Here is a 23,814-nt window from a genome sequence, read left to right on the forward strand (position 1 = left end):
CGCCCCGAGACCCCTGCCCAAGGAGTAGACCCCATGTCCCGACCGGAAGCCGGCCAAGGCGCCTCCGTGCGCCGCGTGCTCGCGGTGATCCCCGCACGCGGCGGCTCCAAGGGCGTGCCCGCGAAGAACCTCCTGCCCGTCGGCGGGGTGCCGCTGGTGGCGCGCGCGGTCCGCGAGTGCCGCGCCGCGCGGCTCGTGACCGACGTCGTGGTCTCCACCGACGACCAGGCCATCGCGGCCGCGGCCCGCCAGGCCGGCGCCGAGGTCGTGCTGCGCCCGGCCGCCATCGCCGGCGACACCGCCACCTCCGAGGCCGCCGTCCTGCACGCCATGGACGCCCACGAGGCCCTGCACGGGGCGCCGGTGGACGTGGTCCTGCTCGTGCAGTGCACCAGCCCGTTCCTGGTCCGCGAGGACATCGACGGGGTCGTCGGGGCGATCGCCCGGAACGGCGCCGACACCGCCGTCACCGTCGCGCCCTTCCACGGCTTCATCTGGCGCGACGCCGACGACGAGGCGGCGGCCGGTTCCGTGACGGAGGCCGGTTCCGTGACGGAGGCCGGCGCGGCGGCCGGCGGCGGCTACGGCGTCAACCACGACAAGTCCTTCCGGCCCCGCCGCCAGGACCGCCCCCAGGACCTGCTGGAGACCGGTGCCGCCTACGCCATGGAGGCGACCGGCTTCCGCGAGCACCAGCACCGCTTCTTCGGCCGCACCGAACTGGTCCGCACGGACCCGGCGCGCGTGCTGGAGATCGACGACCCGCACGACCTCGCCCGCGCCCGGGCCCTCGCGCCGCTGTTCGACGCGGACCGGCCCGGCGCCCTCCCGACCGCCGGCGACATCGACGCGGTCGTCCTCGACTTCGACGGCACCCAGACCGACGACCGGGTGCTCGTCGACTCCGACGGACGGGAGTTCGTCTCCGTGCACCGCGGGGACGGACTCGGCATCGCGGCCCTCCGCAGGAGCGGCCTGAAGATGCTGATCCTGTCCACGGAACAGAACCCTGTGGTCGCCGCCCGGGCCCGGAAGCTCAAGCTCCCGGTGCTGCACGGCATCGACCGCAAGGACCTCGCGCTGAAGCAGTGGTGCGAGGAGCAGGGCATCGCGCCGGAGCGCGTGCTCTACGTCGGCAACGACGTCAATGACCTCCCGTGCTTCGCCCTCGTCGGCTGGCCCGTGGCGGTCGCGAGCGCCCACGACGTCGTGCGCGGCGCCGCACGCGCGGTCACCACCGTCCCCGGTGGCGACGGCGCGATCCGAGAGATCGCCAGCTGGATCCTCGGCCCCTCTCTCGATTCCCTCACCAAGTAAGGACATCTCCTGCCATGAGCACCAACTCCCGTATCCGCCAGTTCGGTTCGCGCGAGGTCGGCCCGGGCCGTCCGGTCTACGTCTGCGGTGAGATCGGCATCAACCACAACGGCGAGCTCGAGAACGCCTTCAAGCTGATCGACGCCGCCGCCGAGGCCGGCTGCGACGCGGTGAAGTTCCAGAAGCGCACGCCGGAGATCTGCACGCCGCGCGACCAGTGGGACATCGAGCGCGACACCCCCTGGGGCCGGATGACCTACATCGACTACCGCCACCGCGTGGAGTTCGGTGAGGACGAGTACCGCGCCATCGACGACTACTGCAAGTCGAAGAACATCGACTGGTTCGCCTCCCCCTGGGACACCGAGGCCGTCGCCTTCCTGGAGGAGTTCGACGTCCCCGCCCACAAGGTCGCCTCCGCCTCCCTCACCGACGACGAGCTGCTGCGCGCCCTGCGGGCCACCGGCCGCGCGGTGATCCTCTCCACCGGCATGTCGACGCCCAAGCAGATCCGCCACGCGGTGGAGGTCCTCGGCTCGGACAACATCCTGATGTGCCACGCCACGTCGACCTACCCGGCCAAGGCCGAGGAGCTCAACCTGCGCGTGATCAACACCCTGCAGCAGGAGTACCCGAACGTCCCGATCGGCTACTCGGGCCACGAGACCGGCCTGCAGACCACCCTCGCCGCGGTCGCCCTGGGCGCCACCTTCGTCGAGCGTCACATCACCCTCGACCGCGCCATGTGGGGCTCGGACCAGGCCGCCTCCGTCGAGCCGCAGGGCCTGACCCGCCTCGTCCGCGACATCCGCACCATCGAGGCCTCCCTCGGCGACGGCGTCAAGAAGGTCTACGAGTCCGAGCTGGGCCCGATGAAGAAGCTGCGCCGCGTCGCCGGCGTGGTCGCCGAGGCGGAGATCGCCACGGCCGCGGGCGAGCCGGTCGGCGTCTGAGCGCACCACCCCCACAACCCCCCTTACGACGGGACGGTCGTACGTCGATGAGCCCCCGCGCCGGGAACGCCGGCCCCCACACTCTCGCCTTCGTCGAGAGCCCGGTACAGCTGCTGAACGTGCTGGAGTGGGCGCACGCGCATGCGCCCGGCGTGGAGCTCACCCTCGTGGTGCTGTCGCCCGTCGACCCGATGACGCGCGGCCAGCTGCGGCGGATGTCCGACCTGGCCCGCGACGAGGGGCACGAGGTCCGCTGGGAGGAGGCGCGCGGCGGGCCGCTGGCGCCCTTCCAGACCATCGGCGGCCTGACCGGTCTGCTCCGCCGGGCACACCGCGTCGTGCTGGGGGACCCCTTCTCCCGTTACGTCCAGCTGCTGCTGACCATCACCCGCGCCCGTGACCTGGTCGTCGTCGACGACGGCACGGCGACGATGGAGTTCGTCGGGCAGCTCGCCCGGGGCGAACGCCTGGTGCGCTGGCACCGCAAGGGCGGCCGGCCCGGCCCGCGGGACGTGCTCTTCGCGCCGGTGTCCGCCTCGGCGCGCCGCCGCCTGACCCCCGGCGACGGGCGGCACGTCGAGATCTTCTCCTCCATGCCGATGGCGGAGACCCCGGAGGGCGTCACGGTCCGGGCCCACACGTTCGCCTGGACCCGGGAGCGCTTCGGCCCGCCGCGCCTGACCAAGGGCGCGGACATGGTGGGCACGTCCCTGGTGGAGACGGGCGTGGTGGACGGCGGCCGCTACCTGGAGGCCGTCCGCGCCCTGGCCGCGGCCCACGGCGCCACGCGCTACTTCGCCCACCGCCGCGAGAGCACCGACAAGCTGCACCGGCTGGCGGTCGAGACCGGCCTGGAGATCGTCCGCCCCGAACTCCCCCTGGAACTGATCGCCCGCCGCGGCCCCATCGGCCGCACGATCCTCAGCTTCCCGTCCACGGTCGTCCACACCCTCCCGCTCGCCCTGTCCGGCACGGAGGTGCGCGTCGCGGTCTGCGACATCGACCCGGCCTGGCTGACCGAGCACGCCTCGCCCCGCGCCCAGGGCTTCCTCGCCGGCGTCACGGGCACGGCCCGCGAGACCCACGGCCTGACGACGGCGACCCCGACGGCCCCGACGACCGCCACGCCCCCCGCCGACCCCACGGTCCAGGCGGCCCCGACGGAAACGCCGGGCACGGCGAACACGGCGAACACGGCGCCCTTCACCGGCCTGCCGGGCCCGGCAGGTCTGGCCGGCCCGTCGGGCACCGCGGGCGCGATGGCAGCGGGTTAGACGGCCCCGTCGGCCGGATCAGGCGGTCGCGTCGGCGACTGCCGGTTTCCGGGCCAGCAGGAACGCGCGTGGCAGCGTCTCGCCGTCCTCGGGTTCCCGGACGACCCGGGCGTAGAGGTCGAGGCCCGCCTGCCGGAGCCGGGCGGCCACCGACTCCGGGGTGCGCCAGTAGTAGTCGAGCGAGATCCGCCGGCCGAAGCGCTCCGTCAGACGCCGGTGCCCGTCGGCCGCGCCGGACTGGAAGGCGAGCAGGACGGGCGCGCCCGGTACGAGCACCCGGTGGAACTCGGCGAAGACCGACGGCAGGTGGTCGTCCGGCACGTGGATCACCGAGTAGAGCGCGACGACGCCCCCGAGCGACTCGGCCGGCAGGTCGAGCGCGGTCATCGAACCCACGTGGAACCGCAGGTCCGGGTGCGCCCGGCGGGCCAGGGCCACCATGCGGGGCGAGAGGTCCACCCCGAACACCGGCAGCCCGAGGTCGCGCAGCCGGGCCGTCACGTACCCGGGGCCGCTGCCGAGGTCTGCCACCGGGGGCCGCGCAGGCCCGCCGACCGCACCGGCCAGCGCCGCGAACGTCGTGAGCAGCGCGCTCTCCAGCGGCCTGCCGGCCAGGCTGTCCGGGTGCTCGGCGGCATAGGCCTCGGCGACGGCGTCGTAGGAGGCCCGCGTCGGGTCGAGGAACTCGGAACGGTCGGCGCGCACGGGGCGCACCCTATCGGCGTACGCGTCCGGCAGATGAACGCGCCCGTGTTCACCGCGCAAGGCGTGGTATCCGTGAAGGAGGATGGAGGGACACCGAACCGCCGAGCCGGATGTGGCCGACGTCATAGTCGAGGGCCGCAAGCGCCGACTCGGCCTGAAAGGCGGGCGAGTTTACCCATCTCAGTTGATAGCCATGCGTCCGGCAGTCATATTTTCTTCCCCTAACGGGTTGAAGTTTTGTTGATCCAGGGTCGGGCGGCCACCCCGGCGCCCTACCCTTCAGAGGGTGAAGCCACTGATGTCACTGGAGTCCGAGGTCGACCTTCCCGCGGGAGCCGTGCTTCCCGGCGCGCTTCCCGACGCTCTGCGCGCCGAGCTGATCGCGTTCCGGCGCGACCTGCACATGCACCCGGAGCTCGGCAACCAGGAGTTCCGCACGACCGCGGCGATCAAGGAGCGGCTGGTCCGGGCCGGCCTCAAGCCACGCGTCCTCGCGGTCGGGACCGGGCTCGTCTGTGACATCGGCGTACAGGGCGACCAGTGGGACGGGGGCCCCAGCATGCTCGCCCTGCGCGCCGACATCGACGGCCTGCCCATCCCGGACACCAAGACCGAGTGCGCGTACCGCTCGACCGTGCCCGACCGCGCCCACGCCTGCGGCCACGACGTGCACACCACCGTCGTCCTCGGCGCCGGCCTCGTCCTCGCCGAACTGCACAAGCGGGGCCAGCTGCCCCGGCCCGTCCGGCTGATCTTCCAGCCGGCCGAGGAGGTGCTGCCCGGCGGTGCCGCCGACGCGATCAAGTGCGGCGCGCTGGAAGGCGTCGGCGCGATCATCGCCGTGCACTGCGACCCGCGGGTCGACGCCGGGAAGATCGGGCTCCGGGAGGGTCCCATCACCTCCGCCTGCGACCGGCTGGAGATCGGCCTGGACGGCCCGGGCGGCCACACCGCGCGTCCGCACCTGACGACCGACCTGGTCACCGCGGCGGCCCGCGTGGTCACCGACGTGCCCGCCCTGGTCGGCCGGCGCTTCGACAGCCGCAGCGGCCTCGCCATCACCTGGGGCCGCATCGAGTCCGGCCACGCGCCGAACGTCATCCCGCAGCACGCCGAGCTCTCCGGCACCGTGCGCTGCCTCGACATCGAGGCCTGGCGGCAGGCTCCCGACGTGGTGGTCGCGGCGATCGACGAGATCGCCAACCTGCACCGCGCCAAGTCGGAGATCAACTACGTGCGCGGCGTCCCGCCCGTCGTCAACGAGCCCGGCGTGACCGAGCTGCTGCGCGACGCCATGATCGCCCGGCGCGGGGTCGACTCCGTCGTGGGCACCGAGCAGAGCCTCGGCGGCGAGGACTTCTCCTGGTACCTGGAGCACGTGCCCGGCGCGATGGCCCGGCTGGGCGTACGCACCCCCGGCGAACGCCAGATCCGCGACCTCCACCAGGGCGACTTCGACGTCGACGAGTCGGCGATCACGGTAGGCGTCGAACTCTTCACAGCGGCAGCTCTGGTCAACGGCCTGCGGTAAACCCCGTCAGGGGCGCGGGGAACCGCGCGACGAGCCACGACGGCGCCGCGCCGGGATGACGCCCGCGCCCCCCACGGCGGCCCCCGGTTGCGAGCGGCGCAGCCCCGGGGCAGCCTGGTGCGCGTGACGAGCAGGCACGCGCCGTGTCCCCGAGTGCACCTTTCGACCCCGTTCGATCCCGTGGTTCACAAGGGCGTAACCGGCCATCGGCACGAATGGATAACGGCCCCGCGGCGACCCGTTCCCAGGAGTGTCTACGCGCGTTAATGTGCGCCGAACTGAGCACCCGCTGCGGAGCTTCGGAGAATGGGGAACTTCAGATGCGTCGGATTTCGAAACTGACCCGCGTCGCGGTGGGGGTCGCGTCGCTGGGGCTCGTCGCCACGGCCTGTGGCGGCACCAGCAGTGACAGCGGCGACAGCGACAGCAGCGACCGCGGCGTCGCCATCGCCTACGACGTCGGCGGCAAGGGTGACCAGTCCTTCAACGACGCCGCCTACGCCGGCCTGACGAAGGCCAAGGACGAGTTCGGCTACAAGACGGCCGACATCGAGCCCACCGAGGGCGAGACGGACGCCGACAAGGAGCAGCGCCTGGCCTCCCTGGCCAAGCAGGGCTACAACCCGGTCATCGGCGTCGGCTTCGCCTACGGCCCGGCCATGAAGGCGGTGGCCTCCAAGTACCCGGACACCACCTTCGGCATCGTGGACTCCGTGGTCGAGGGCAAGAACGTCGCCTCCCTCGTCTTCGCCGAGGAGCAGGCCTCGTACCTCGCCGGTGTCGCCGCCGCCAAGGCCACCAAGAGCGACGTCGTCGGCTTCGTGGGCGGTGTGGACATCCCGCTGATCCACAAGTTCGAGGCCGGCTACAAGCAGGGCGTCGAAGACACCAAGCCCGGCGTGCAGGTGCTGTCGCAGTACCTCACCCAGACGGCCGAGGAGGGCGGCTTCTCCAGCCCCGACAAGGGCAAGGCCGCCGCCGAGGGCCAGATCGAGAAGAAGGCCGACGTGCTCTACGCGGCCGCCGGCCTGTCCGGGCAGGGCGTGATCGAGGCCGCCGCCAAGGCGAAGGTCTGGGCGATCGGTGTCGACTCCGACCAGTACAAGCAGGCCGCGCTCGCCCCGTACAAGAACTACATCCTCACCTCCGCGCTCAAGGACGTCGGCGGAGCGGTCTACGCGCTGGCCAAGTCGGTCCAGGACGACAAGCCGCTGACCGGCACGCAGACCTTCGACCTGAAGGTCGACGGCGTCGGCCTGTCCGAGTCGAACCCCGAGTTCGCCAAGGTCGCGGGCCTCAAGGAGGCCGTGGACAAGGCGAAGCAGGGCATCGACGACGGCACGATCAAGGTGAAGACCGAGTAGCACCGAGTGGAACGGCCCTCGCAGGGCACCAGGACGGGCGGGCACCTCACGGTGTCCGCCCGTTTTCTGCTGTCCGCCTGTCCCGGGAGGCGGATCACCGAGTGCCACCTCGCGTTTGCGGTCGGCAACACCCGGGCCAAGGCGCGGTGATGGCTTGGCCACGGGCGGATAACAAGGTGGACAGAAGGGGTTTTCAGGCAGGTCTACGCGCGTTAATCTGCGGCGAAGCCAGCGCTGAAGCTGAACCGTCCCGGCGCTGCGCGACCTCGGTTGTACGACAGGAGCACCCACACATGCGCCGGATTTCCCGGATCACGGTCGCAGGCGCAGCGACCGCCTCCCTGGCCCTCGCGCTCTCCGCCTGCGGCGGCACCTCGACCTCCGCCGGGTCCTCGGACTCGAAGGGCGACAAGGGCCTCGCCATCGCGTACGACGTCGGCGGCAAGGGCGACCAGTCCTTCAACGACGCGGCCTACGCGGGCCTGGAGCAGGCGAAGAAGGAGTTCGGGTACCAGACGGCCGACGTGGAGCCCACCGAGGGCGAGACGGACGCCGACAAGGAGCAGCGCCTGGCCTCCCTGGCCAAGCAGGGCTACAACCCGGTCATCGGCGTCGGCTACGCGTACGCCGCGGCCATCAAGGGTGCCTCCGAGAAGTTCCCGGACACCACCTTCGGCATCGTCGACGACGCCACCATCAACTCCAAGAACGTCGCCGACTTGGTCTTCAGCGAGGAGCAGGCCTCCTACCTGGCCGGCGTCGCCGCGGCCAAGAGCACCAAGTCGAACGTCGTCGGCTTCGTGGGCGGCGTGGACATCCCGCTGATCCACAAGTTCCAGGCGGGCTTCGAGCAGGGCGTCAAGGACACGAACCCGAAGGTCAAGGTCCTCTCCCAGTACCTCACCCAGACGGCGGAGGAGGGCGGCTTCTCCAGCCCCGACAAGGGCAAGACGGCCGCCGAGGGTCAGATCGAGAAGAAGGCCGACGTGGTCTACGCGGCCGCCGGTCTGTCCGGCCAGGGCGTCATCGAGGCCGCCGCCGCCAACAAGGTGTGGGCCATCGGTGTCGACTCCGACCAGTACCAGCAGGAAGCCCTCGCCAAGTACAAGGACTCGATCCTGACCTCGGCGATGAAGGACGTCGCCAAGGCGGTGTACAACCTGGCGAAGTCGGTCGAGGACGGCAAGCCCGAGACCGGTATCGTTCGTGGCGATCTGAAGACCGGCGAGGTGAGCCTGTCGAACTCCAACCCGAAGTTCGCGGACGACGCCGAGCTCCAGGAAGCCATCAAGACGGCCAAGGAGAAGATCATCAGCGGCGAGATCAAGGTCAAGAGCAGCTGACGAGCGACTGCCTCGAAGCAGGCGGTAACCCCCGGGGTTGCGTCCGCTCGACGGGGTACGGGGAGCCGCTCCTCGTGCCCCGTCGCCGCGGGGTGTCGGCCCCTTTGTATGCCGTAGGGGCGCTACGCGCGTAGACGGCCCCCGTCCCCAGGAGAGTGCGCCATCAACGCGTCCAGCAGCCCTCCGGCCGGAGCGGCGGTCAACGAATCGGTGACCGCCGTCGAGCTCGCCGGGATCACCAAGCGTTTCCCCGGTGTCGTGGCCAACCACGACATCCACCTCAGCGTCCGCAAGGGCACCGTGCACGCCCTCGTCGGAGAGAACGGCGCCGGCAAGTCGACCCTGATGAAGATCCTCTACGGCATGCAGAAGCCGGACGAGGGCACCATCGCCGTCGACGGGCAGCAGGTCGCCTTCTCGTCCCCGGCCGACGCCATCGCCCGCGGCATCGGCATGGTCCACCAGCACTTCATGCTCGCCGACAACCTCACGGTCCTGGAGAACGTGGTCCTCGGCAGCGAGAAGCTCTACGGCATCGGCGCCAAGGCCCGCCGCAAGATCAAGGAGCTCTCCGAGCGCTACGGCCTCGACGTCAGGCCCGACCTCCTGGTCGAGGAGCTCGGCGTCGCCGCCCGCCAGCGCGTGGAGATCCTCAAGGTCCTCTACCGCGGCGCCACCACCCTCATCCTGGACGAGCCGACCGCCGTGCTCGTGCCGCAGGAGGTCGACGCGCTCTTCGCCAACCTGCGCGAACTGAAGTCCGAGGGCCTGTCGGTCATCTTCATCTCGCACAAGCTCGGCGAGGTGCTCTCGGTCGCCGACGAGATCACCGTCATCCGCCGCGGCACCACCGTCGGCACGGCCGTCCCCAGCGAGACCACCCCGCGCCAGCTGGCCGAGATGATGGTCGGCAGCGAGCTGCCCACGCCCGAGACGGCGGAGTCCACGGTCACCGACCGCCCGGTCATCAGCGTCGACAAGCTGCACCTGGCGGCCCCCGGCGGCAAGGCGCTCCTGGACGACATCAGCTTCACCATCCACGCGGGCGAGGTCCTCGGCATCGCGGGCGTCGAGGGCAACGGCCAGACCGAGCTCGTCGACGCGCTGATCGGCCTGCGCACCGCCGACTCCGGCACCATCCGGCTGGCCGACGAGGAGATCACCGCCTGGCCGACGCGCAGGCGCCGTGAGCAGGGCATCGGCTACATCCCCGAGGACCGGCACCGCCACGGCCTGCTGCTGGAGGCGCCCCTGTGGGAGAACCGCATCCTCGGCCACGTCACCGAGAAGCCCCTCGCCAAGGGCGTGTGGCTGGACCCGAAGGCGGCCCAGGAGGACACCCGGCGCATCGTCGAGGCCTACGACGTGCGCACCCCCGGCATCGACGTCACGGCGGCCTCGCTGTCCGGCGGCAACCAGCAGAAGCTGATCGTCGGCCGCGAGATGAGCCACAAGCCGCGCTTCCTCATCGCCGCCCACCCCACCCGCGGCGTGGACGTCGGCGCCCAGGCGGCCATCTGGGACCACATCCGTGAGGCCCGCCGCGAAGGCCTGGCCGTGCTGCTGATCTCCGCCGACCTGGACGAGCTCATCGGCCTGTCCGACACGCTCCGCGTGATCTACAACGGCAAGCTGGTCGCGGACGCCGACCCGGCCACCATCACCCCCGAGGAGCTCGGCTCGGCCATGACCGGTGCCGTCACCGGGCACCTCGCACACGACGAGACCGCCGAAGAGACCCCCGAGACCCCGGCGAAGGCCCCCGAGCCGTCCGAGTCTCCGGAAGACGAGGCCCGCTGATGAAGAAGTTCGACAAGGAGCGCGTGCTCCTCGCGGTGGCCGGACCGGTCATCGCGCTCGCCGTGGCCTTCGTCCTGAGCGCGATCGTGCTGATCGCGTCGGGCAAGAGCCCGGTCGAGCCGTTCGCCTTGATGTTCGAGCAGCTGAGCTTCTCCGACATCCAGGTCCTGATCATCAACCAGGCCTCGATGTACTACATCGCGGCTCTCGCGGTGGCCATCGGCTTCCGGATGAACCTGTTCAACATCGGCGTCGACGGCCAGTACCAGCTCGGCGCCATGATGGCCGCCATCGTCGGCGCCCACATGAACCTGCCGGCCGCCCTGCAGATCCCGCTGCTGCTCCTGACGGCCGTCCTCACCGGCGCCTTCTGGTCCGGCATCGCCGGTGTCCTCAAGGTCACCCGCGGCGTCAGCGAGGTCGTCGCCACGATCATGCTCAACGCGATCGCCACCTCCGTGATCGCCTACCTGTGGCTGCCGGACGTCTTCGGCGTGAAGGTCGGCAACAACAACACCACCGGCGAGATGTACGAGTCCGGCTGGATCCCCGGCATCCCCATGGGGGCCGCCGGCGAGATCTACGGCCTGGTGCTGCTCGCCGTGCTGCTCGGCATCGGCTACTGGGTCGTCCTCAACCGCACCCGCTTCGGCTTCGACCTGCGCGCCTCCGGCGCCTCGCAGACCGCCGCCGCGGCCAGCGGTGTGGACCCCAAGCGCATGGTCCTCAGCGCCATGCTGATCTCCGGCGGCATCGCGGGCCTGGCCGGCCTGCCGATCCTGCTCGGCGACACCCACACCTACAGCCTGAACTTCCCAACCGGCATCGGCTTTCTCGGCATCGGCATCGCCCTGCTCGGCCGCAACAGCCCCGTCGGGATCGCCTTCGCCGCCCTGCTGTGGGCCTGGCTCGACAAGGCCTCGCCGGAGCTGGACTTCCACGGCTACGACAAGGAGATCGCGGTCATCATGCAGGGCCTGATCGTGCTCTCGGTCGTCGTCTCCTACGAAGCCGTCCGTGAGTGGGGTCTGCGCCGCCAGCAGCGCCGCGTCGGCGCCGAACTCGCCGCGGGCCACGTCCTCGGCGCCCAGAACACGAAGGAGGTGGCTGGCCGATGACCGCTCCTACCTCGGCGATCGACGTCAACCAGCCCACGCTGCAGCCCGCGGCGCCGACCGGCCGCCGCCTGTCGTGGCCCGTCCTGCTGCTGATCATCGCCGGCGGACTGGCGCTCACCTCGATCGTCCGTCTCATCACCGGCGCCGACGGCATCACCAACGTCAGCCAGATGTCCACCGCGCTCCAGCTCGCCGTGCCGATCGGCCTCGCCGGTCTCGGCGGCCTGTGGGCCGAGCGCGCGGGCGTGGTCAACATCGGCCTCGAAGGCATGATGATCCTCGGCACCTGGTTCGGTGCCTGGGCCGGCTTCCAGTGGGGCCCGTGGACCGGTGTCCTGGTCGGCATCCTCGGCGGCGCGATCGGCGGTCTGCTGCACGCCTTCGTCACCGTCACCTTCAACGTCAACCACATCGTCTCCGGTGTGGCGATCAACATCCTCGCCCTCGGCGCCACCCGCTACCTCGCGCCCCTCGCCTTCGAGGGACACACCGGCGGCTCCGCCAAGCAGTCCCCGGCGGTGGACTCCCTCGGCCACTTCACGGTGCCCGGCCTGTCCGACGCCCTGCGGGACCTCAACAACCAGGGCTGGTTCTTCGTCTCCGACATCGCCGGCCTGCTCGGCGGCCTGGTCACCAACGTGTCCTGGCTGACCCTGATCGCCGTCGCGCTGATCCCCGCCACCTGGTGGATCCTGTGGCGCACGGCGTTCGGCCTGCGGTTGCGCTCCTGCGGCGAGAACCCGGTCGCCGCCGAGTCCCTCGGCGTCAACGTCTACAAGTACAAGTACATCGCCGTCGTGATCTCCGGCGGTCTGGCCGGCCTCGGCGGTGTCTTCCTGTCCATCGTGGCCAACCCCTTCTACCTGGAGGGCCAGGTCAGCGGCCGCGGCTTCATCGGCCTCGCGGCGATGATCTTCGGCAACTGGATGCCGGGCGGCCTCGCCCTCGGCGCGGGCCTGTTCGGCTACACCGACAGCCTCAACCTGCGCGGCGGCTCCGCCAACGTGCACGCCCTGCTGCTGCTCGGCGCGCTGCTGCTGATCATCGGCGCGATCTGGCTGGTCGTCCGCAAGAAGTACGCCCCGTCGATCATCACCGCGGTCGTCGCCGCCCTGGTGTTCGCCTGGTACGCCTCCACCGACGAGGTCCCCAACCAGGTCGTCTCCGCCACGCCGTACGTCATCACCCTGGTCGTCCTCGCGCTGTCCGCGCAGCGGCTGCGGATGCCGAAGGCGGACGGGCTGCCGTACCGGAAGGGGCAGGGCAAGTGACCGACGCCGGCCCGGCCGTCGACTGGGAGCGGCTGCGCGCGGTGGCCCGGGACGCCATGTCCCGGGCGTACGCCCCCTACTCCGGCTACCCGGTCGGTGTGGCGGCCCGGGTCGACGACGGCCGGGTCATCTCCGGCTGCAACGTCGAGAACGCCTCGTACGGACTGGGCCTGTGCGCCGAGTGCGGCCTGGTCTCCGAGCTGCACAACACCGGCGGCGGCCGGCTGACGCACTTCACCTGCGTCGACCGCGACGGGGACGTGCTCGTCCCGTGCGGCCGCTGCCGCCAGCTGCTGTACGAGTTCGGCGGCCCGGACCTCCTGCTGGAGACCCCGGCGGGAATCCTGCCGCTGTCGGAGATGCTGCCGCAGGCCTTCGGGCCCGGCCACCTCAGCAAGTAACTCCCGTGCGGCCCTCCTGAGTCGATCAGGGGGGCCGTACGGCTTCTGGAAACCTCGGAAGGAAGCCAAGCCATGGCCATGGACGCCATCTCCGTCATCCGCACCAAGCGGGACCGCGGCGAACTCAGCGACGAGCAGATCGACTGGGTCATCGACGCGTACACCCGCGGGGAGGTCGCCGACGAGCAGATGTCCGCGCTCGCCATGGCGATCCTGCTCAACGGCATGAACCGCCGTGAGATCGCCCGCTGGACGGCCGCGATGATCGCCTCCGGCGAGCGCATGGACTTCTCGTCCCTGTCCCGCCCGACGGCCGACAAGCACTCCACGGGCGGTGTCGGCGACAAGATCACCCTCCCGCTGGCCCCCCTGGTCGCCGCCTGCGGCGCTGCCGTCCCGCAGCTGTCGGGCCGCGGCCTCGGCCACACCGGCGGCACCCTCGACAAGCTGGAGTCGATCCCCGGCTGGCGCGCGCTGCTGTCCAACGAGGAGATGCTGCACGTCCTGGACACCACCGGCGCGGTGATCTGCGCGGCCGGCGACGGCCTGGCCCCCGCCGACAAGAAGCTGTACGCGCTGCGCGACGTCACGGGCACGGTCGAGGCGATCCCGCTGATCGCCTCCTCGATCATGTCGAAGAAGATCGCCGAGGGCACGGGCTCGCTGGTCCTGGACGTGAAGGTCGGCACGGGCGCCTTCATGAAGACCATCGAGGACGCCCGCGAACTGGCCTCGACCATGGTCGGCCTGGGCACCGACCACGGGGTGCGGACGGTCGCGCTGCTCACCGACATGTCGACCCCGCTGGGCCTCACGGCCGGCAACGCACTGGAGGTCCGCGAGTCGGTCGAGGTCCTGGCCGGCGGCGGCCCCGCCGACGTGGTCGAGCTGACGATCGCCCTGGCCCGCGAGATGCTCGACGCGGCCGGGGTGAAGGACGCCGACCCGGCGAAGGCGCTGGCCGACGGCTCGGCCATGGACGTCTGGCGGCGGATGATCGCGGCCCAGGGCGGCGACCCCGACGCGGAGCTGCCGGTCGCCCGGGAGCAGCACGTGATCAAGGCCCCGGCCTCCGGCGTCCTCACCCGGCTCGACGCCTACGACATCGGCGTCGCCGCCTGGCGGCTCGGCGCGGGCCGGGCCCGCAAGGAGGACCCGGTGCAGGCGGGCGCCGGTGTCGAGATGCACGCCAAGCCGGGCGACACCGTGACCGAGGGCCAGCCGCTGCTCACCCTGCACACCGACACCCCGGACCGCTTCGCGTACGCCCTGCAGGCGGTCGAGGGCTCCTACGACATCGCGGCCGCGGGCACGGACTTCACGCCGTCGCCGGTGGTGCTGGAGCGCATCGCCTGACCCGCGCCCGTCCGCGGGGACACGACAGGGGCGGCGCACACCGACATCCGTCGGTGTGCGCCGCCCCTGGGCGTGTGCCGCGGTGCGGGAGCCGGCCCGCCGCGCCACGGCGGTCACTTCGGCTCGGCGTCGAACCTGGCCGTCGACCAGACGTAGCCGAGGACCGCGAGGCCCAGGCACCAGGCCACCGCGAGCCATCCGTGGTGGCCGATCTCCGTGCCCAGGAGCAGCCCGCGCAGGGTCTCGATGGCCGGGGTGAACGGCTGGTACTCGGCGATCGGCCGGAACCAGCCCGGCATCGCGTCCAGCGGCACGAAGGCGCTGGACAGCAGCGGCAGCAGGATCAGCGGCATCGCGTTGTTGCTCGCCGCCTCGGCGTTCGGGCTGACCAGGCCCATGCCGACCGCGATCCAGGTGAGCGCCGTGGCGAAGAGCACGAGCAGCCCGAACGCCGCGAGCCATTCCAGGACGGTGGCGTCGGTGGAGCGGAAGCCGATGGCCACCCCGACGGCGCCCACGAGGACCACGCTGACGATCGACTGGAGCACGCTGCCCACGACGTGCCCGATGATCACCGAGCCGCGGTGGATCGCCATGGTGCGGAAGCGGGCGATGATGCCCTCGGTCATGTCGTTGGAGACGGAGACCGCGGTGCCGATCGTGGTGCTGCCGATGGTCATCAGGAGCAGGCCCGGGACGATGTAGGCGATGTACACGGACCGGTCCGGCGCTCCGCCGCCGATGCCCGCGCTCATGGTGTCGCCGAAGATGTAGACGAAGAGCAGCAGCAGCATGATCGGCGTGAGCAGCAGGTTCAGCGTCAGCGACGGGTAGCGCCGGGCGTGCAGCAGGTTGCGGCGCAGCATCGTGGCCGAGTCGCGCAGGGCCAGGGAGAGCCGGGCCGGGCGGGTGGGGGCCAGGGGGGAGCTCATCGGGCAGCCTCCTCGGGCTGGACGGGCCGGCGGGTGCCGCCGGTGAGGGCGAAGAAGACGTCGTCGAGGTCGGGGGTGTGCACGGTCAGCTCGTCGGCCTCGATGCCGCAGGCGTCCAGCCGGTCGAGCAGCAGGCGCAGCTCGCGCTGGCTGCCGTCGCTGGGGATGTGCAGGACGAGGGAGGTGTCGTCCCGGGTGACCTCGTCGTGCAGGGCGAAGGCGGCGCGGCGGTAGGCGGCCGGGTCGGTGAAGCGGAGCCGGACGTGTCCGCCCGGGACGAGCCGCTTGAGCTGCTCGGCCGTGCCCTCGGCGACGATCTTCCCGTCGTTCAGGACCGCTATCCGGTCGGCGAGTTCGTCGGCCTCCTCCAGGTACTGGGTGGTGAGGAAGACGGTCACGCCGCCGGTGACGAGTTCGCGGATGATCTGCCACATCGTGTGGCGCGAGCGCGGGTCGAGGCCGGTGGTGGGTTCGTCGAGGAAGATGATGCGCGGGTCGCCGACCAGGGTCATCGCGATGTCGAGGCGGCGCTTCATGCCGCCGGAGTAGGTGGAGGCCGGCTTGCTCGCCGCGTCGGCGAGATCGAAGCGTGCCAGCAGCTCGGCGGCGACGCGGCGGCCCTCGGCCTTGGGCAGATGGTGCAGGTCGGCCATGAGGAGCATGTTCTCCTCGCCGGTGATCAGCCCGTCGACCGCGGAGAACTGCCCCGTGACGCCGATCCCGGCCCGCACGGCCTGCGGGTGGGTGGCGAGGTCGTGGCCGCCGACGCGGATCTCGCCCCCGTCGGCGCCGGTCAGGGTGGAGAGGATCTTGACGACGGTGGTCTTGCCGGCGCCGTTCGGGCCGAGGAGGGAGAAGATCGTTCCCTCCGGGACGGCCAGGTCGACGCCGTCGAGGACGGTCTTGTCGCCGTAGGACTTGCGCAGCCCGGTCGCCGCGATGGCCAGGTCCGTCATGGGGAGGTGCTCCTTCGGGGTCTCGGGTGGCTACAGGCTGCGGGCGGTGATGTCGCCGTAGGCGGTGGTGGCGTGGATGGCCAGGGCGGCGGCACCGTCGGCGTTGCGCAGCGCGTTGTGGACCCGGCCGTAGGAGGTGCCGGCGTCCAGGGAGGCGGAGACGCCGCGGGCGGCGCCGACCGTGATGCCGCCGTGCTCGGTGCGCAGCGTGAGGGTGCCGGACAGGGCCTCGGCGACGGTGATGTCGCCCTTCCGGGTGCTGATCTCGGCCGGGCCGTTCAGGCGCCCGACGGACACCTCGCCGGCCGACAGGGTCAGCCGGGCGCCCGCGGCCTCGTCGAGCTTGACCGTGGCCTGCGCGCCCTCGAAGACGACGTCCCCGAGCCGGCCGACGCCGCGGAGCTCGCCGGCGGCGGCCTTCGCCTCGACGCGGGAGCCGGCGGGCAGCTGGACGGTGATCTCGACGGCACCGGAGTGCCCGAGCACGCGGTTCCCCGCCTCGGGGGCGGCGATCCGCAGGACGCCGTCGGCGCAGGCGACCTCGATCCGCTCCGCGGCCTGCACGTCACGGCTCCTGGAGGCGTCGGCGGGCCGGACCTCGACCGTGGTGTCGGCGCGGTCGGCGGCGATGAACCGGATGGCCCCGGCGGGGATGTCGACGAGGGCGGAGACCGGGGCGGTGGTGGCGAACGTCTGCATCGTGCACTCCTTCGATCCGTGTTTCTGACATCGCAAACGCTACGTTGCGTTCAGGGATCTGGCAACAACCTCGTTGCGTACGAAGTGTATCGACGCAGGTGAAACGATAGATCTCATTGCAATGGGTTGATATTCAATGCAACAATCTGCCCCAGAAGGCGTTGCAACCACGCGCGGTGAACGCTACTGTGGGGCTTCCACGCACGACGGAGGAGATCGCGATGCCGGGAGGCAGGCTCACCCAGCAGGAACGCCAGCAGATCGCACTGGGACTGGCCGACGGACTCGCCTACGCGGAGATCGCCCGGCGCCTGGACCGCCCGACCTCGACCGTCACGCGCGAGGTGATGCGCAACGGCGGCCCCACCGCGTACCGCGCCGACCTGGCCCACCGGGCCACCGAGCAGCGCGCCCACCGCCGCAGGCGGGCCGTGCCCCGGGACGCCGGCGCGCCCCCGCTGCCCCACGGCCGGGACCCCGAGGCCGTGCGCGCCTACGAGGAGGTGTTCACGACCCTCTTCATGCGGCAGGGCCTGCCCAAGATGATGTCCCGGGTGCTGACCTGCCTCTACACCACCGACGAGGGCAGTCTCACCGCCGCCGAACTCGTCCGCCGCCTCCAGGTCAGCCCGGCGTCCGTCTCCAAGGCCGTGGCGTTCCTCGAAAGCCAGGGCCTCATCCGCCGCGAACGCGACGAACGCCGCCGCGAGCACTACATCGTCGACGACGACGTCTGGTACCAGTCGATGATCGCCGCCGCCCGGGGCAGCGCCGAGATCGCCGAGGCCGCACGGCAGGGCGTCGGCGTCCTCGGCCCCGGGACCCCGGCCGCCGACCGCCTGGAGGGCATCGCCCGCTTCGTCGACTTCGTCACCGAGAGCATGACCCGCGCGGCGGAACAGGCCCGTGACGTCCTCTACGCGAAGCCTCCCGCGGCGGCGGACGGCACCCCCGAGCCGGCCCCGGCCGGGACCGCCGCCGACTGAGGGCCCGTCACCCCAGCCGGGTCGCCACCACCACCAGGACCGGCACCGCCAGGACCGTCGACAGCAGGATCGCCTCCCGGGCCAGCACCTCGCCCACCCGGTAACTGCTCGCGTACGTGAACAGGTTCTGCGCCGCCGGCAGGGCGGACGTGACCACCACGTCGAGCAGGGGCGCCCCGCGCAGGCCGAACACGCCCGCCGCCAGGGCCCAGGCGACCAGGGGCTGGACGACCGACTTGAGGGTCACGGCGAGCAGGACGGGGGCCCGCTCCGCACCCCGCAGGGGAAGGGTGCTGCCGCGCAGGGAGATGCCGAAGGCCAGCAGGACCGCCGGGACCGACATGTTGCCGATCAGGGTGAGCGGGTCCAGCAGCGGCCCGGGCACCGTCAGGCCCGACGCCGACGCCGCCACCCCGGCCAGGGAGCCCAGCGCTATCGGATTGCGCAGCGGCGTGAACAGGCGCTGCCACAGGGGCCGTTTCGCCCCGCCGGTCGCCAGGTCCAGGACCGTCAGCGCCACCGGTGTGACACCGACCAGCTGGAACAGCAGCACCGGCGCGACCAGGGACGCGTCGCCCAGCACGTACACGGCGATCGGGATGCCCAGGTTCCCGGAGTTGACGTAACTGGAGCACAGGGCGCCGATCGTCGTCCGGCCCACCCCCCAGCCGCGGGCGGCCCCCACCGCCACGAAGACACCCGCCGCCGCTGCCGTGCTCAGCGCCGTGACCAGCAGCCGGTCGGAGAAGATCACCGACAGGTCCGCCCCGGCGAGCGTCGTGAAGAGCAGGGCGGGGGAGGCCACGTGGAAGGCGAGCTTGGTGAGCACCTCGCGCCCGCCGTCGCCCAGATACCCCCGGCGGCCGATCAGATAGCCGACCCCGATGACGACGGCGATGACGGCGAAACCGCTCAGCACCCCCTGCACGGCACCCCCCGACCAGTGCGGAAGGAGTCACACGGCACGGGAGGAGCGGATGCATGGGGCATACAGCCACCCTCCGGGGAAGGCGGCGGCCAGGTCAATGTGATCCTCGCGGCGCCCCGAGGGACGGAACCCCCGATGAGTTACCGCCGCCCGCCCGGTCTACCGGTCGTGGACGCCATGACACCGCCCGTGCTCGTACTGCCCGGACCCGTCACCCGGGACGAGGTGAGCGGGCCGAGCGACGACGTACGGGCACTGCTGCAGGCCGGCGGTGCCCGGGTCGTGGTCTGTGACGTCGGAGGGATCGGCCCGCCGGGCCTGGCCGCCGTGGACCTGCTGGCGCGGCTCCAGCTGGCCGCCCGCCGGGCCGGTGGCCGGATCCGGCTGCGCGACCCCGATCCGGCCCTACGCGCCCTGCTCGACCTGGTCGGTCTCCGCTTCGAGGTGGAGGGGCAGGCCGAAGAGCGGGAACCAGCGCTGGGTGTCGAGGAAGCAGTGGAACCCGGTGATCCGGCCGTCTGAGATCTCCAGCACCTGGACCGCCCACGGTGTGAAACCGCCCTTGTCCGGGTCCGGCTTGTACTGCGCGAAGCCGGGCAGGCCGTTGACCTGGACCGGCACCAGCCGGGAGCCCGCGCAAGGCGCGCCGAGCGTGGTCATGAAGCCGGTGATGTCCCGCACGCCGGTCAGCCACAGGTCGAACGGCGGCATCGTCATCACGGCGTCCTCGTGCAGCAGGGCCGTCAGCGCCGTCATGTCGTAGCCCTCGAAGGCCGCGACATAGCGGTCCAGCAGCTTCTGCTGGTCCTCGTCGAGCGGGTCCGAGACGGCCGCCTCCGCGCCCGGCTCCTGCCGCTCGGCGAGGGTGGCCCGGGCCCGCTGCAGGGCGCTGTTGACCGACGCGACCGACGTGTCGAGCAGCTCGGCGACCTCGCTCGCCTTCCAGGCCAGCACCTCGCGCAGGATCAGCACGGCCCGCTGCTTGGCCGGGAGTCGCTGCAGGGCGGCCATGAACGCGAGCCGCACGGACTCCTTGGCGACGGCCGCCTCCGCCGGGTCGTGGGTCGTGGGCAGCACGCGGGCGTCCGGCATGGGCTCCAGCCAGGTGTTGTCCGGTCGGGGGGAGAGCGCCGCCTGGGCCAGCGGGGTGGAGTCCGTCAGGTCCATGGGCCGGGCGCGCTTGTTGCCCGCGGTCAGCATGTCCAGGCACACGTTCGTCGCGATGCGGTAGAGCCAGGAGCGGAGGCTGGAGCGGCCCTCGAACTTGTCGTAGCTGCGCCAGGCGCGGACCAGCGTGTCCTGCACCGCGTCCTCCGCCTCGAAGGAGGAGCCGAGCATCCGGTAGCAGTAGCCCGTCAGCTCCGTGCGGTGCGCCTCCAGCCTGGTGTCCAGATCCGTCGGTGTCGCCGTGCCGTTCGCCATCTCCACCCACCCCTGTGGACGTTCTGTTCACGCGCCATTGCGCCCCAGCACTTCGGAAGCTACCGCAGCCCACTGACAACGGCCCCCCGAGCACACGAAGGCGCAGGTCAACGCCGGTGATCCACAGCGGTTGCGGACCCCGGGGCCCGCGCACGGGACATCCCCCGCCCGGCCCGGTGGTGCGAACGGGAAAGCCGGGCCCGGCAGGGGGAGCGGTCCACAGGGGGAGCGGTCCGGTCGGGTGGCTCAGGCGGCGGGGGCCAGGCGGCGTTGCAGGCGGGCCGCGCGCGTGCCGAAGACCGTGATCGTCACGACGCCCAGGACCGCCAGCAGCCCGACCCCGACCGTCCCGGCCCAGCCGCCCGCGTGGAAGGCGAGGGCGCCGGCCGTGCTGCCCACGCTGGAGCCGATGTAGTAGGCGGACTGGTACAGCGCGGAGGCCTGGGCACGGCCGTGCGTGGCGGTCTTGCTGACCGCCGAGGAGGCCACCGCGTGGCCCGCGAAGAAGCCCGCCGTGATGAGGACCAGGCCCAGCAGGACCAGCGGGAGCGAGCCCGCCAGGGACAGCAGCAGGCCCGCCGCCGTCGTGCCGCCCCCCGCGTACAGGGCACCCCGGCGGCCCAGCCGGCCCACCAGGCGTCCGGCCGTCGACGCCGACACCGTGCCGACCAGGTACACCAGGAAGACCGAGCCGATGATGCCCTGCGGCAGCGAGAACGGCGCCTCGGTGAGCCGGTAGCCGATGACCGTGTACACCCCGCCGAACACCGTCATGAACAGCGCGCCGATCGCGTACAGCCGGCGCAGCAGCGGGTCGGACAGGTGGTCGCGGACCGTGCGGGCCAGCACGCGGGGCCGCAGCGAGCCGGCCGCGAAGTGCCGCGGGGCGGGCAGCAGCGCCCGGAAGGCCACCGCGCAGGCCACGGCGAGCACGCCGATGACACCGACGGCGACGCGCCAGCCCCACTCCTGCGCGACCCAGCCGGTGATGACCCGGCCGCTCATCCCGCCGACGCTGTTGCCCGCGACGAACAGCCCGATCGCGGTCACCAGCGCCTTGGGGCTGACCTCCTCCGCGAGGTACGCCGTGGCCGACGCGGGCAGACCGGCCAGCGCGGCGCCCTGCAGGGCCCGCAGCACCACCAGCACCCCCAGCGAGGGCGCGAAGGGCACCAGCAGCCCCACGGTCACCGCCACGGCCAGCGAGGCCGTCATGACCGTACGCCGCCCGAAGCGCTCGGACAGCGCGCTCATCGGCAGCACGAACAGCGCCAGCCCGCCCGTCGCGGCGGCCACGGTCCAGCTCGCGTCGCTCGCCGCCACCCCGAACTCGCCGGAGATCAGCGGCAGGAGCGCCTGGGTGGAGTACAGCAGCGCGAAGGTCGCGACACCCGCGAGGAAGAGGGCGAGGCTCATCCGGCGGTAGCCGGGCCCGCCCGGCGACATGCGTGAGTCGGAGACAGGGACGGAGGCATCGGCGCCCACGACGGTGGACGCCCCGGTACTGGCGGGAGACATGCCTCGAACGTACGGACGTGCCCACTGATCCGTCCAATGCATGGAACGGTCATAATCGTTCCCATGGCGCATCAACCCAGTTCAGCGGAGTGGCTGTCACCGACCAGTGACACAGAAGACATGGTGCTGTCGCTGGCGCCCCGCCTCGCGTACTTCGCCGGCGTGGCCCGCACCGAGCACGTCACCCGCGCGGCCCGGGAGATGAACGTCCCCCAGTCGACGCTGTCCCGGTCCATGGCCCGGCTGGAGCAGGACCTGGGCGTCGACCTGTTCGCCCGGCACGGCCGCACGGTCTCCCTCACCCCGGCCGGCCGCACGTTCCTCACCTCCGTCGAGCGTGCCCTGGCGGAGGTCGGGCGGGCGGTCGAGGAGGTCCGGGCCGACGCCGACCCCACCACCGGCAAGGTCGCCTTCGGCTTCCTGCACACCATGGGCGCCGAGACCGTGCCCGGCCTCCTCCAGGCCTTCCGCGCCGACCACCCCCGCGTCCGCTTCAGCCTCGTGCAGAACTACGGCGAGGCCATGCTCGAAGGCCTGCGCGCCGGCGACCTCGACCTGTGCCTGACCTCCCCGGTCCCGGACGCCCCGGACCTGGTCGCCCGCCGCCTGGACGAGCAGAAGCTGCGCCTGGTCGTCCCCGACGGCCACCGCCTGGCCGGCCGTCGCCGCATCCGCCTCGCCGAGGCGGCCGACGAAACCTTCGTCACCCTGGAGCCGGGCTACGGCCTGCGCCGCATCACCGACGACCTCTGCGCGGAGGCCGGTTTCAAACCCCGCATCGCCTTCGAGGGCGAGGAGGCCGAGACCCTGCGGGGCCTGGTGGCGGCGGGGCTGGGAGTCGCGCTCCTGCCACCACCGGCGGTCCCGCGCCCGGGCGTGGTCGAACTGACCGTCACGGCCCCCCGGGCCGTCCGCGAGATCGGCGTGGCCTGGCTGGAGGGCCACCCGGACACACCCCCGGTGGCGGCCTTCAAGAAGTTCCTTCTCTCGAGAAGGGGCAGCCTGTTGCCCTGATCCCGGGGGCGCGGGGAACCGCGCGAGCAGCCGCACACGACCCGCGGGCCGAAGAACACGGCAACCCGGACGGCGCTACCGCCGCGAAGGACTGAACCCCGCAGCGAGCGGCATCCGCAAGCCCAGCGGCGGCGGCGCGGCCAGCGCGTCCCGCACGGGCCGCGACACGGCCCGCCCGAACACCGCGCCCATCACGAAGTCCTCGGCCAGCGCCAGCACTTCGTCCCGGTACTGGTGCAACCCGTGTCCGTCCGCGTGCACTTCGAACCGGCACACGTCACGGTTGGCCTTCTTCGCCCGCGCCGCCAGCCGGAACGACAGCTCCGGATCCGTCCGCTCGTCGTTCGTGCCGTGCACGATCAGCACCTGCCGGCCCACCAGCTGCTTCACCGGTTCGGGTGGCGCCGCCACGTCCTCCTCCGGCAGCCAAGGAGCGAGCGCCACGACGGAGTTGACGGCCTCGTGCCCACCCGCGTGCAGTGCCGCCCGGCCGCCCATCCCCACCCCGGCCAGACAGACCGGGACGTCCCCGTACCGCCGCACGGCCTCGTCCGCCGCCCACGCCGCGTCGCGGGCGAGATTGGCCTCGCTGCCGTTCCAGCCGCGGCAGCGGTAGTGCACCACGTGCGCGGCGATACCCTCCTCCCGGCCCGCGCGGGCCAGTCGGCGCCCCAGGCCGCGCACGGAGGCGGTCGCCAGCAACGGCGACGGTCTGCGGCCGGAGACCTCGTCACCACCGGGAAGCAGCAGCACCACGCCGCTCACCGCCGTCGGCTCCGGTCCGAGTGCCCTTCCCAGCCGGGCCCTGCGAGCCGGCGTCGCTTGGTGTGCCATGACAGAACAGTGTCAGAAGGGTGGGTGTACTCGACCCGTCCTCGGGGTCACCGTTACGTATCGACGCACAGGTGAAGCAGCCGAGGACGCGC

Annotated in this window: 22 protein-coding genes; 14 read left to right on the plus strand and 8 right to left on the minus strand. The window is 72.0% G+C overall.

The window, feature by feature from the left end:
• Window positions 1-33 precede the first annotated feature (33 nt).
• From CHR28_RS19575 to CHR28_RS19585, 3 genes are read left to right on the plus strand one after another with little or no spacing between them, the layout of a single operon-like run.
• Window positions 34-1,317, plus strand: coding sequence for an N-acylneuraminate cytidylyltransferase (locus CHR28_RS19575; RefSeq protein WP_094054947.1), 1,284 nt, complete (start codon window positions 34-36; stop codon window positions 1,315-1,317).
• 14 nt (window positions 1,318-1,331) lie between these two features.
• A complete protein-coding gene (locus CHR28_RS19580; RefSeq protein ID WP_094054948.1) occupies window positions 1,332-2,270 on the plus strand; it encodes an N-acetylneuraminate synthase family protein in 939 nt (312 codons plus the stop codon).
• Between the two features lie 47 nt (window positions 2,271-2,317).
• On the plus strand, window positions 2,318-3,544 hold the full coding sequence (locus tag CHR28_RS19585) for a hypothetical protein (protein WP_094054949.1): 1,227 nt from the start codon (window positions 2,318-2,320) through the stop codon (window positions 3,542-3,544).
• Between the two features lie 18 nt (window positions 3,545-3,562).
• Here the strand turns inward: CHR28_RS19585 and CHR28_RS19590 are convergent, their stop codons facing one another.
• Window positions 3,563-4,249, minus strand: a complete 687-nt coding sequence (locus CHR28_RS19590; RefSeq protein ID WP_256984309.1) for a class I SAM-dependent DNA methyltransferase — start codon at window positions 4,247-4,249, stop codon at window positions 3,563-3,565.
• A gap of 298 nt (window positions 4,250-4,547) precedes the next feature.
• Between CHR28_RS19590 and CHR28_RS19595 the strand changes: the two genes are divergently transcribed.
• The 8 genes from CHR28_RS19595 (at window position 4,548) to CHR28_RS19630 (ending at window position 14,433) form a co-directional block, all read left to right on the plus strand.
• A complete protein-coding gene (locus CHR28_RS19595; RefSeq protein WP_094054951.1) occupies window positions 4,548-5,780 on the plus strand; it encodes a M20 family metallopeptidase in 1,233 nt (410 codons plus the stop codon).
• A 320-nt stretch (window positions 5,781-6,100) separates the two neighbouring features.
• Entirely contained in the window at window positions 6,101-7,144 is a 1,044-nt protein-coding gene (locus CHR28_RS19600; RefSeq protein ID WP_094054952.1) for a BMP family lipoprotein, read from the plus strand.
• 293 nt (window positions 7,145-7,437) lie between these two features.
• On the plus strand, window positions 7,438-8,487 hold the full coding sequence (locus CHR28_RS19605) for a BMP family lipoprotein (RefSeq protein WP_094054953.1): 1,050 nt from the start codon (window positions 7,438-7,440) through the stop codon (window positions 8,485-8,487).
• Window positions 8,488-8,697: 210 nt separating this feature from the next.
• Window positions 8,698-10,287 carry an ABC transporter ATP-binding protein gene (locus tag CHR28_RS19610; protein WP_094054954.1) on the plus strand — a complete coding sequence of 530 codons (1,590 nt, stop codon included), beginning with the start codon at window positions 8,698-8,700 and terminating at the stop codon, window positions 10,285-10,287.
• A complete protein-coding gene (locus CHR28_RS19615; RefSeq protein WP_094054955.1) occupies window positions 10,287-11,405 on the plus strand; it encodes an ABC transporter permease in 1,119 nt (372 codons plus the stop codon). Before CHR28_RS19610 ends, CHR28_RS19615 begins: the two co-directional genes overlap by 1 nt.
• Window positions 11,402-12,676, plus strand: coding sequence for an ABC transporter permease (locus CHR28_RS19620; RefSeq protein ID WP_094054956.1), 1,275 nt, complete (start codon window positions 11,402-11,404; stop codon window positions 12,674-12,676). The genes CHR28_RS19615 and CHR28_RS19620 overlap by 4 nt, the downstream gene beginning before the upstream one ends.
• On the plus strand, window positions 12,673-13,077 hold the full coding sequence (locus CHR28_RS19625) for a cytidine deaminase (RefSeq protein ID WP_094054957.1): 405 nt from the start codon (window positions 12,673-12,675) through the stop codon (window positions 13,075-13,077). The genes CHR28_RS19620 and CHR28_RS19625 overlap by 4 nt, the downstream gene beginning before the upstream one ends.
• A gap of 72 nt (window positions 13,078-13,149) precedes the next feature.
• Entirely contained in the window at window positions 13,150-14,433 is a 1,284-nt protein-coding gene (locus tag CHR28_RS19630; protein ID WP_094054958.1) for a thymidine phosphorylase, read from the plus strand.
• A 113-nt stretch (window positions 14,434-14,546) separates the two neighbouring features.
• On the opposite strand, the gene CHR28_RS19635 is transcribed toward CHR28_RS19630, so the two are convergent.
• From CHR28_RS19635 to CHR28_RS19645, 3 genes are read right to left on the minus strand one after another with little or no spacing between them, the layout of a single operon-like run.
• A complete protein-coding gene (locus tag CHR28_RS19635) occupies window positions 14,547-15,365 on the minus strand; it encodes an ABC transporter permease (protein WP_094054959.1) in 819 nt (272 codons plus the stop codon).
• The gene (locus tag CHR28_RS19640) at window positions 15,362-16,321 is read right to left on the minus strand and encodes an ATP-binding cassette domain-containing protein (RefSeq protein ID WP_094054960.1); all 960 of its coding nucleotides are present in this window, start codon (window positions 16,319-16,321) and stop codon (window positions 15,362-15,364) included. Before CHR28_RS19640 ends, CHR28_RS19635 begins: the two co-directional genes overlap by 4 nt.
• 30 nt (window positions 16,322-16,351) lie before the next feature.
• Entirely contained in the window at window positions 16,352-17,020 is a 669-nt protein-coding gene (locus CHR28_RS19645; protein WP_094054961.1) for a DUF4097 family beta strand repeat-containing protein, read from the minus strand.
• A 221-nt stretch (window positions 17,021-17,241) separates the two neighbouring features.
• On the opposite strand from CHR28_RS19645, the gene CHR28_RS19650 reads away from it, so the two are divergent.
• Window positions 17,242-18,006 (plus strand): GbsR/MarR family transcriptional regulator, encoded by a 765-nt coding sequence (locus tag CHR28_RS19650; RefSeq protein ID WP_094054962.1) that lies wholly within the window; start codon window positions 17,242-17,244, stop codon window positions 18,004-18,006.
• Window positions 18,007-18,013: 7 nt separating this feature from the next.
• Here the strand turns inward: CHR28_RS19650 and CHR28_RS19655 are convergent, their stop codons facing one another.
• Entirely contained in the window at window positions 18,014-18,934 is a 921-nt protein-coding gene (locus CHR28_RS19655; protein ID WP_094054963.1) for an AEC family transporter, read from the minus strand.
• A gap of 135 nt (window positions 18,935-19,069) precedes the next feature.
• Between CHR28_RS19655 and CHR28_RS19660 the strand changes: the two genes are divergently transcribed.
• On the plus strand, window positions 19,070-19,456 hold the full coding sequence (locus CHR28_RS19660) for an STAS domain-containing protein (protein ID WP_143655863.1): 387 nt from the start codon (window positions 19,070-19,072) through the stop codon (window positions 19,454-19,456).
• Here CHR28_RS19660 and CHR28_RS19665 read toward each other — a convergent pair.
• Window positions 19,340-20,356 (minus strand): sigma-70 family RNA polymerase sigma factor, encoded by a 1,017-nt coding sequence (locus CHR28_RS19665; protein ID WP_094054964.1) that lies wholly within the window; start codon window positions 20,354-20,356, stop codon window positions 19,340-19,342. The two genes, CHR28_RS19660 and CHR28_RS19665, sit on opposite strands and share 117 nt — an antisense overlap.
• A gap of 246 nt (window positions 20,357-20,602) precedes the next feature.
• Entirely contained in the window at window positions 20,603-21,874 is a 1,272-nt protein-coding gene (locus CHR28_RS19670) for an MFS transporter (RefSeq protein ID WP_094054965.1), read from the minus strand.
• A 63-nt stretch (window positions 21,875-21,937) separates the two neighbouring features.
• Between CHR28_RS19670 and CHR28_RS19675 the strand changes: the two genes are divergently transcribed.
• Entirely contained in the window at window positions 21,938-22,888 is a 951-nt protein-coding gene (locus tag CHR28_RS19675; RefSeq protein ID WP_094054966.1) for a LysR family transcriptional regulator, read from the plus strand.
• 75 nt (window positions 22,889-22,963) lie between these two features.
• Here CHR28_RS19675 and CHR28_RS19680 read toward each other — a convergent pair whose 3' ends face one another.
• Window positions 22,964-23,722 (minus strand): alpha/beta hydrolase, encoded by a 759-nt coding sequence (locus tag CHR28_RS19680; RefSeq protein ID WP_094054967.1) that lies wholly within the window; start codon window positions 23,720-23,722, stop codon window positions 22,964-22,966.
• Between the last annotated feature and the right edge of the window lie 92 nt (window positions 23,723-23,814).

The organism is Streptomyces sp. XY006 (assembly GCF_002237655.1).
Lineage (GTDB): Bacteria > Actinomycetota > Actinomycetes > Streptomycetales > Streptomycetaceae > Streptomyces > Streptomyces levis.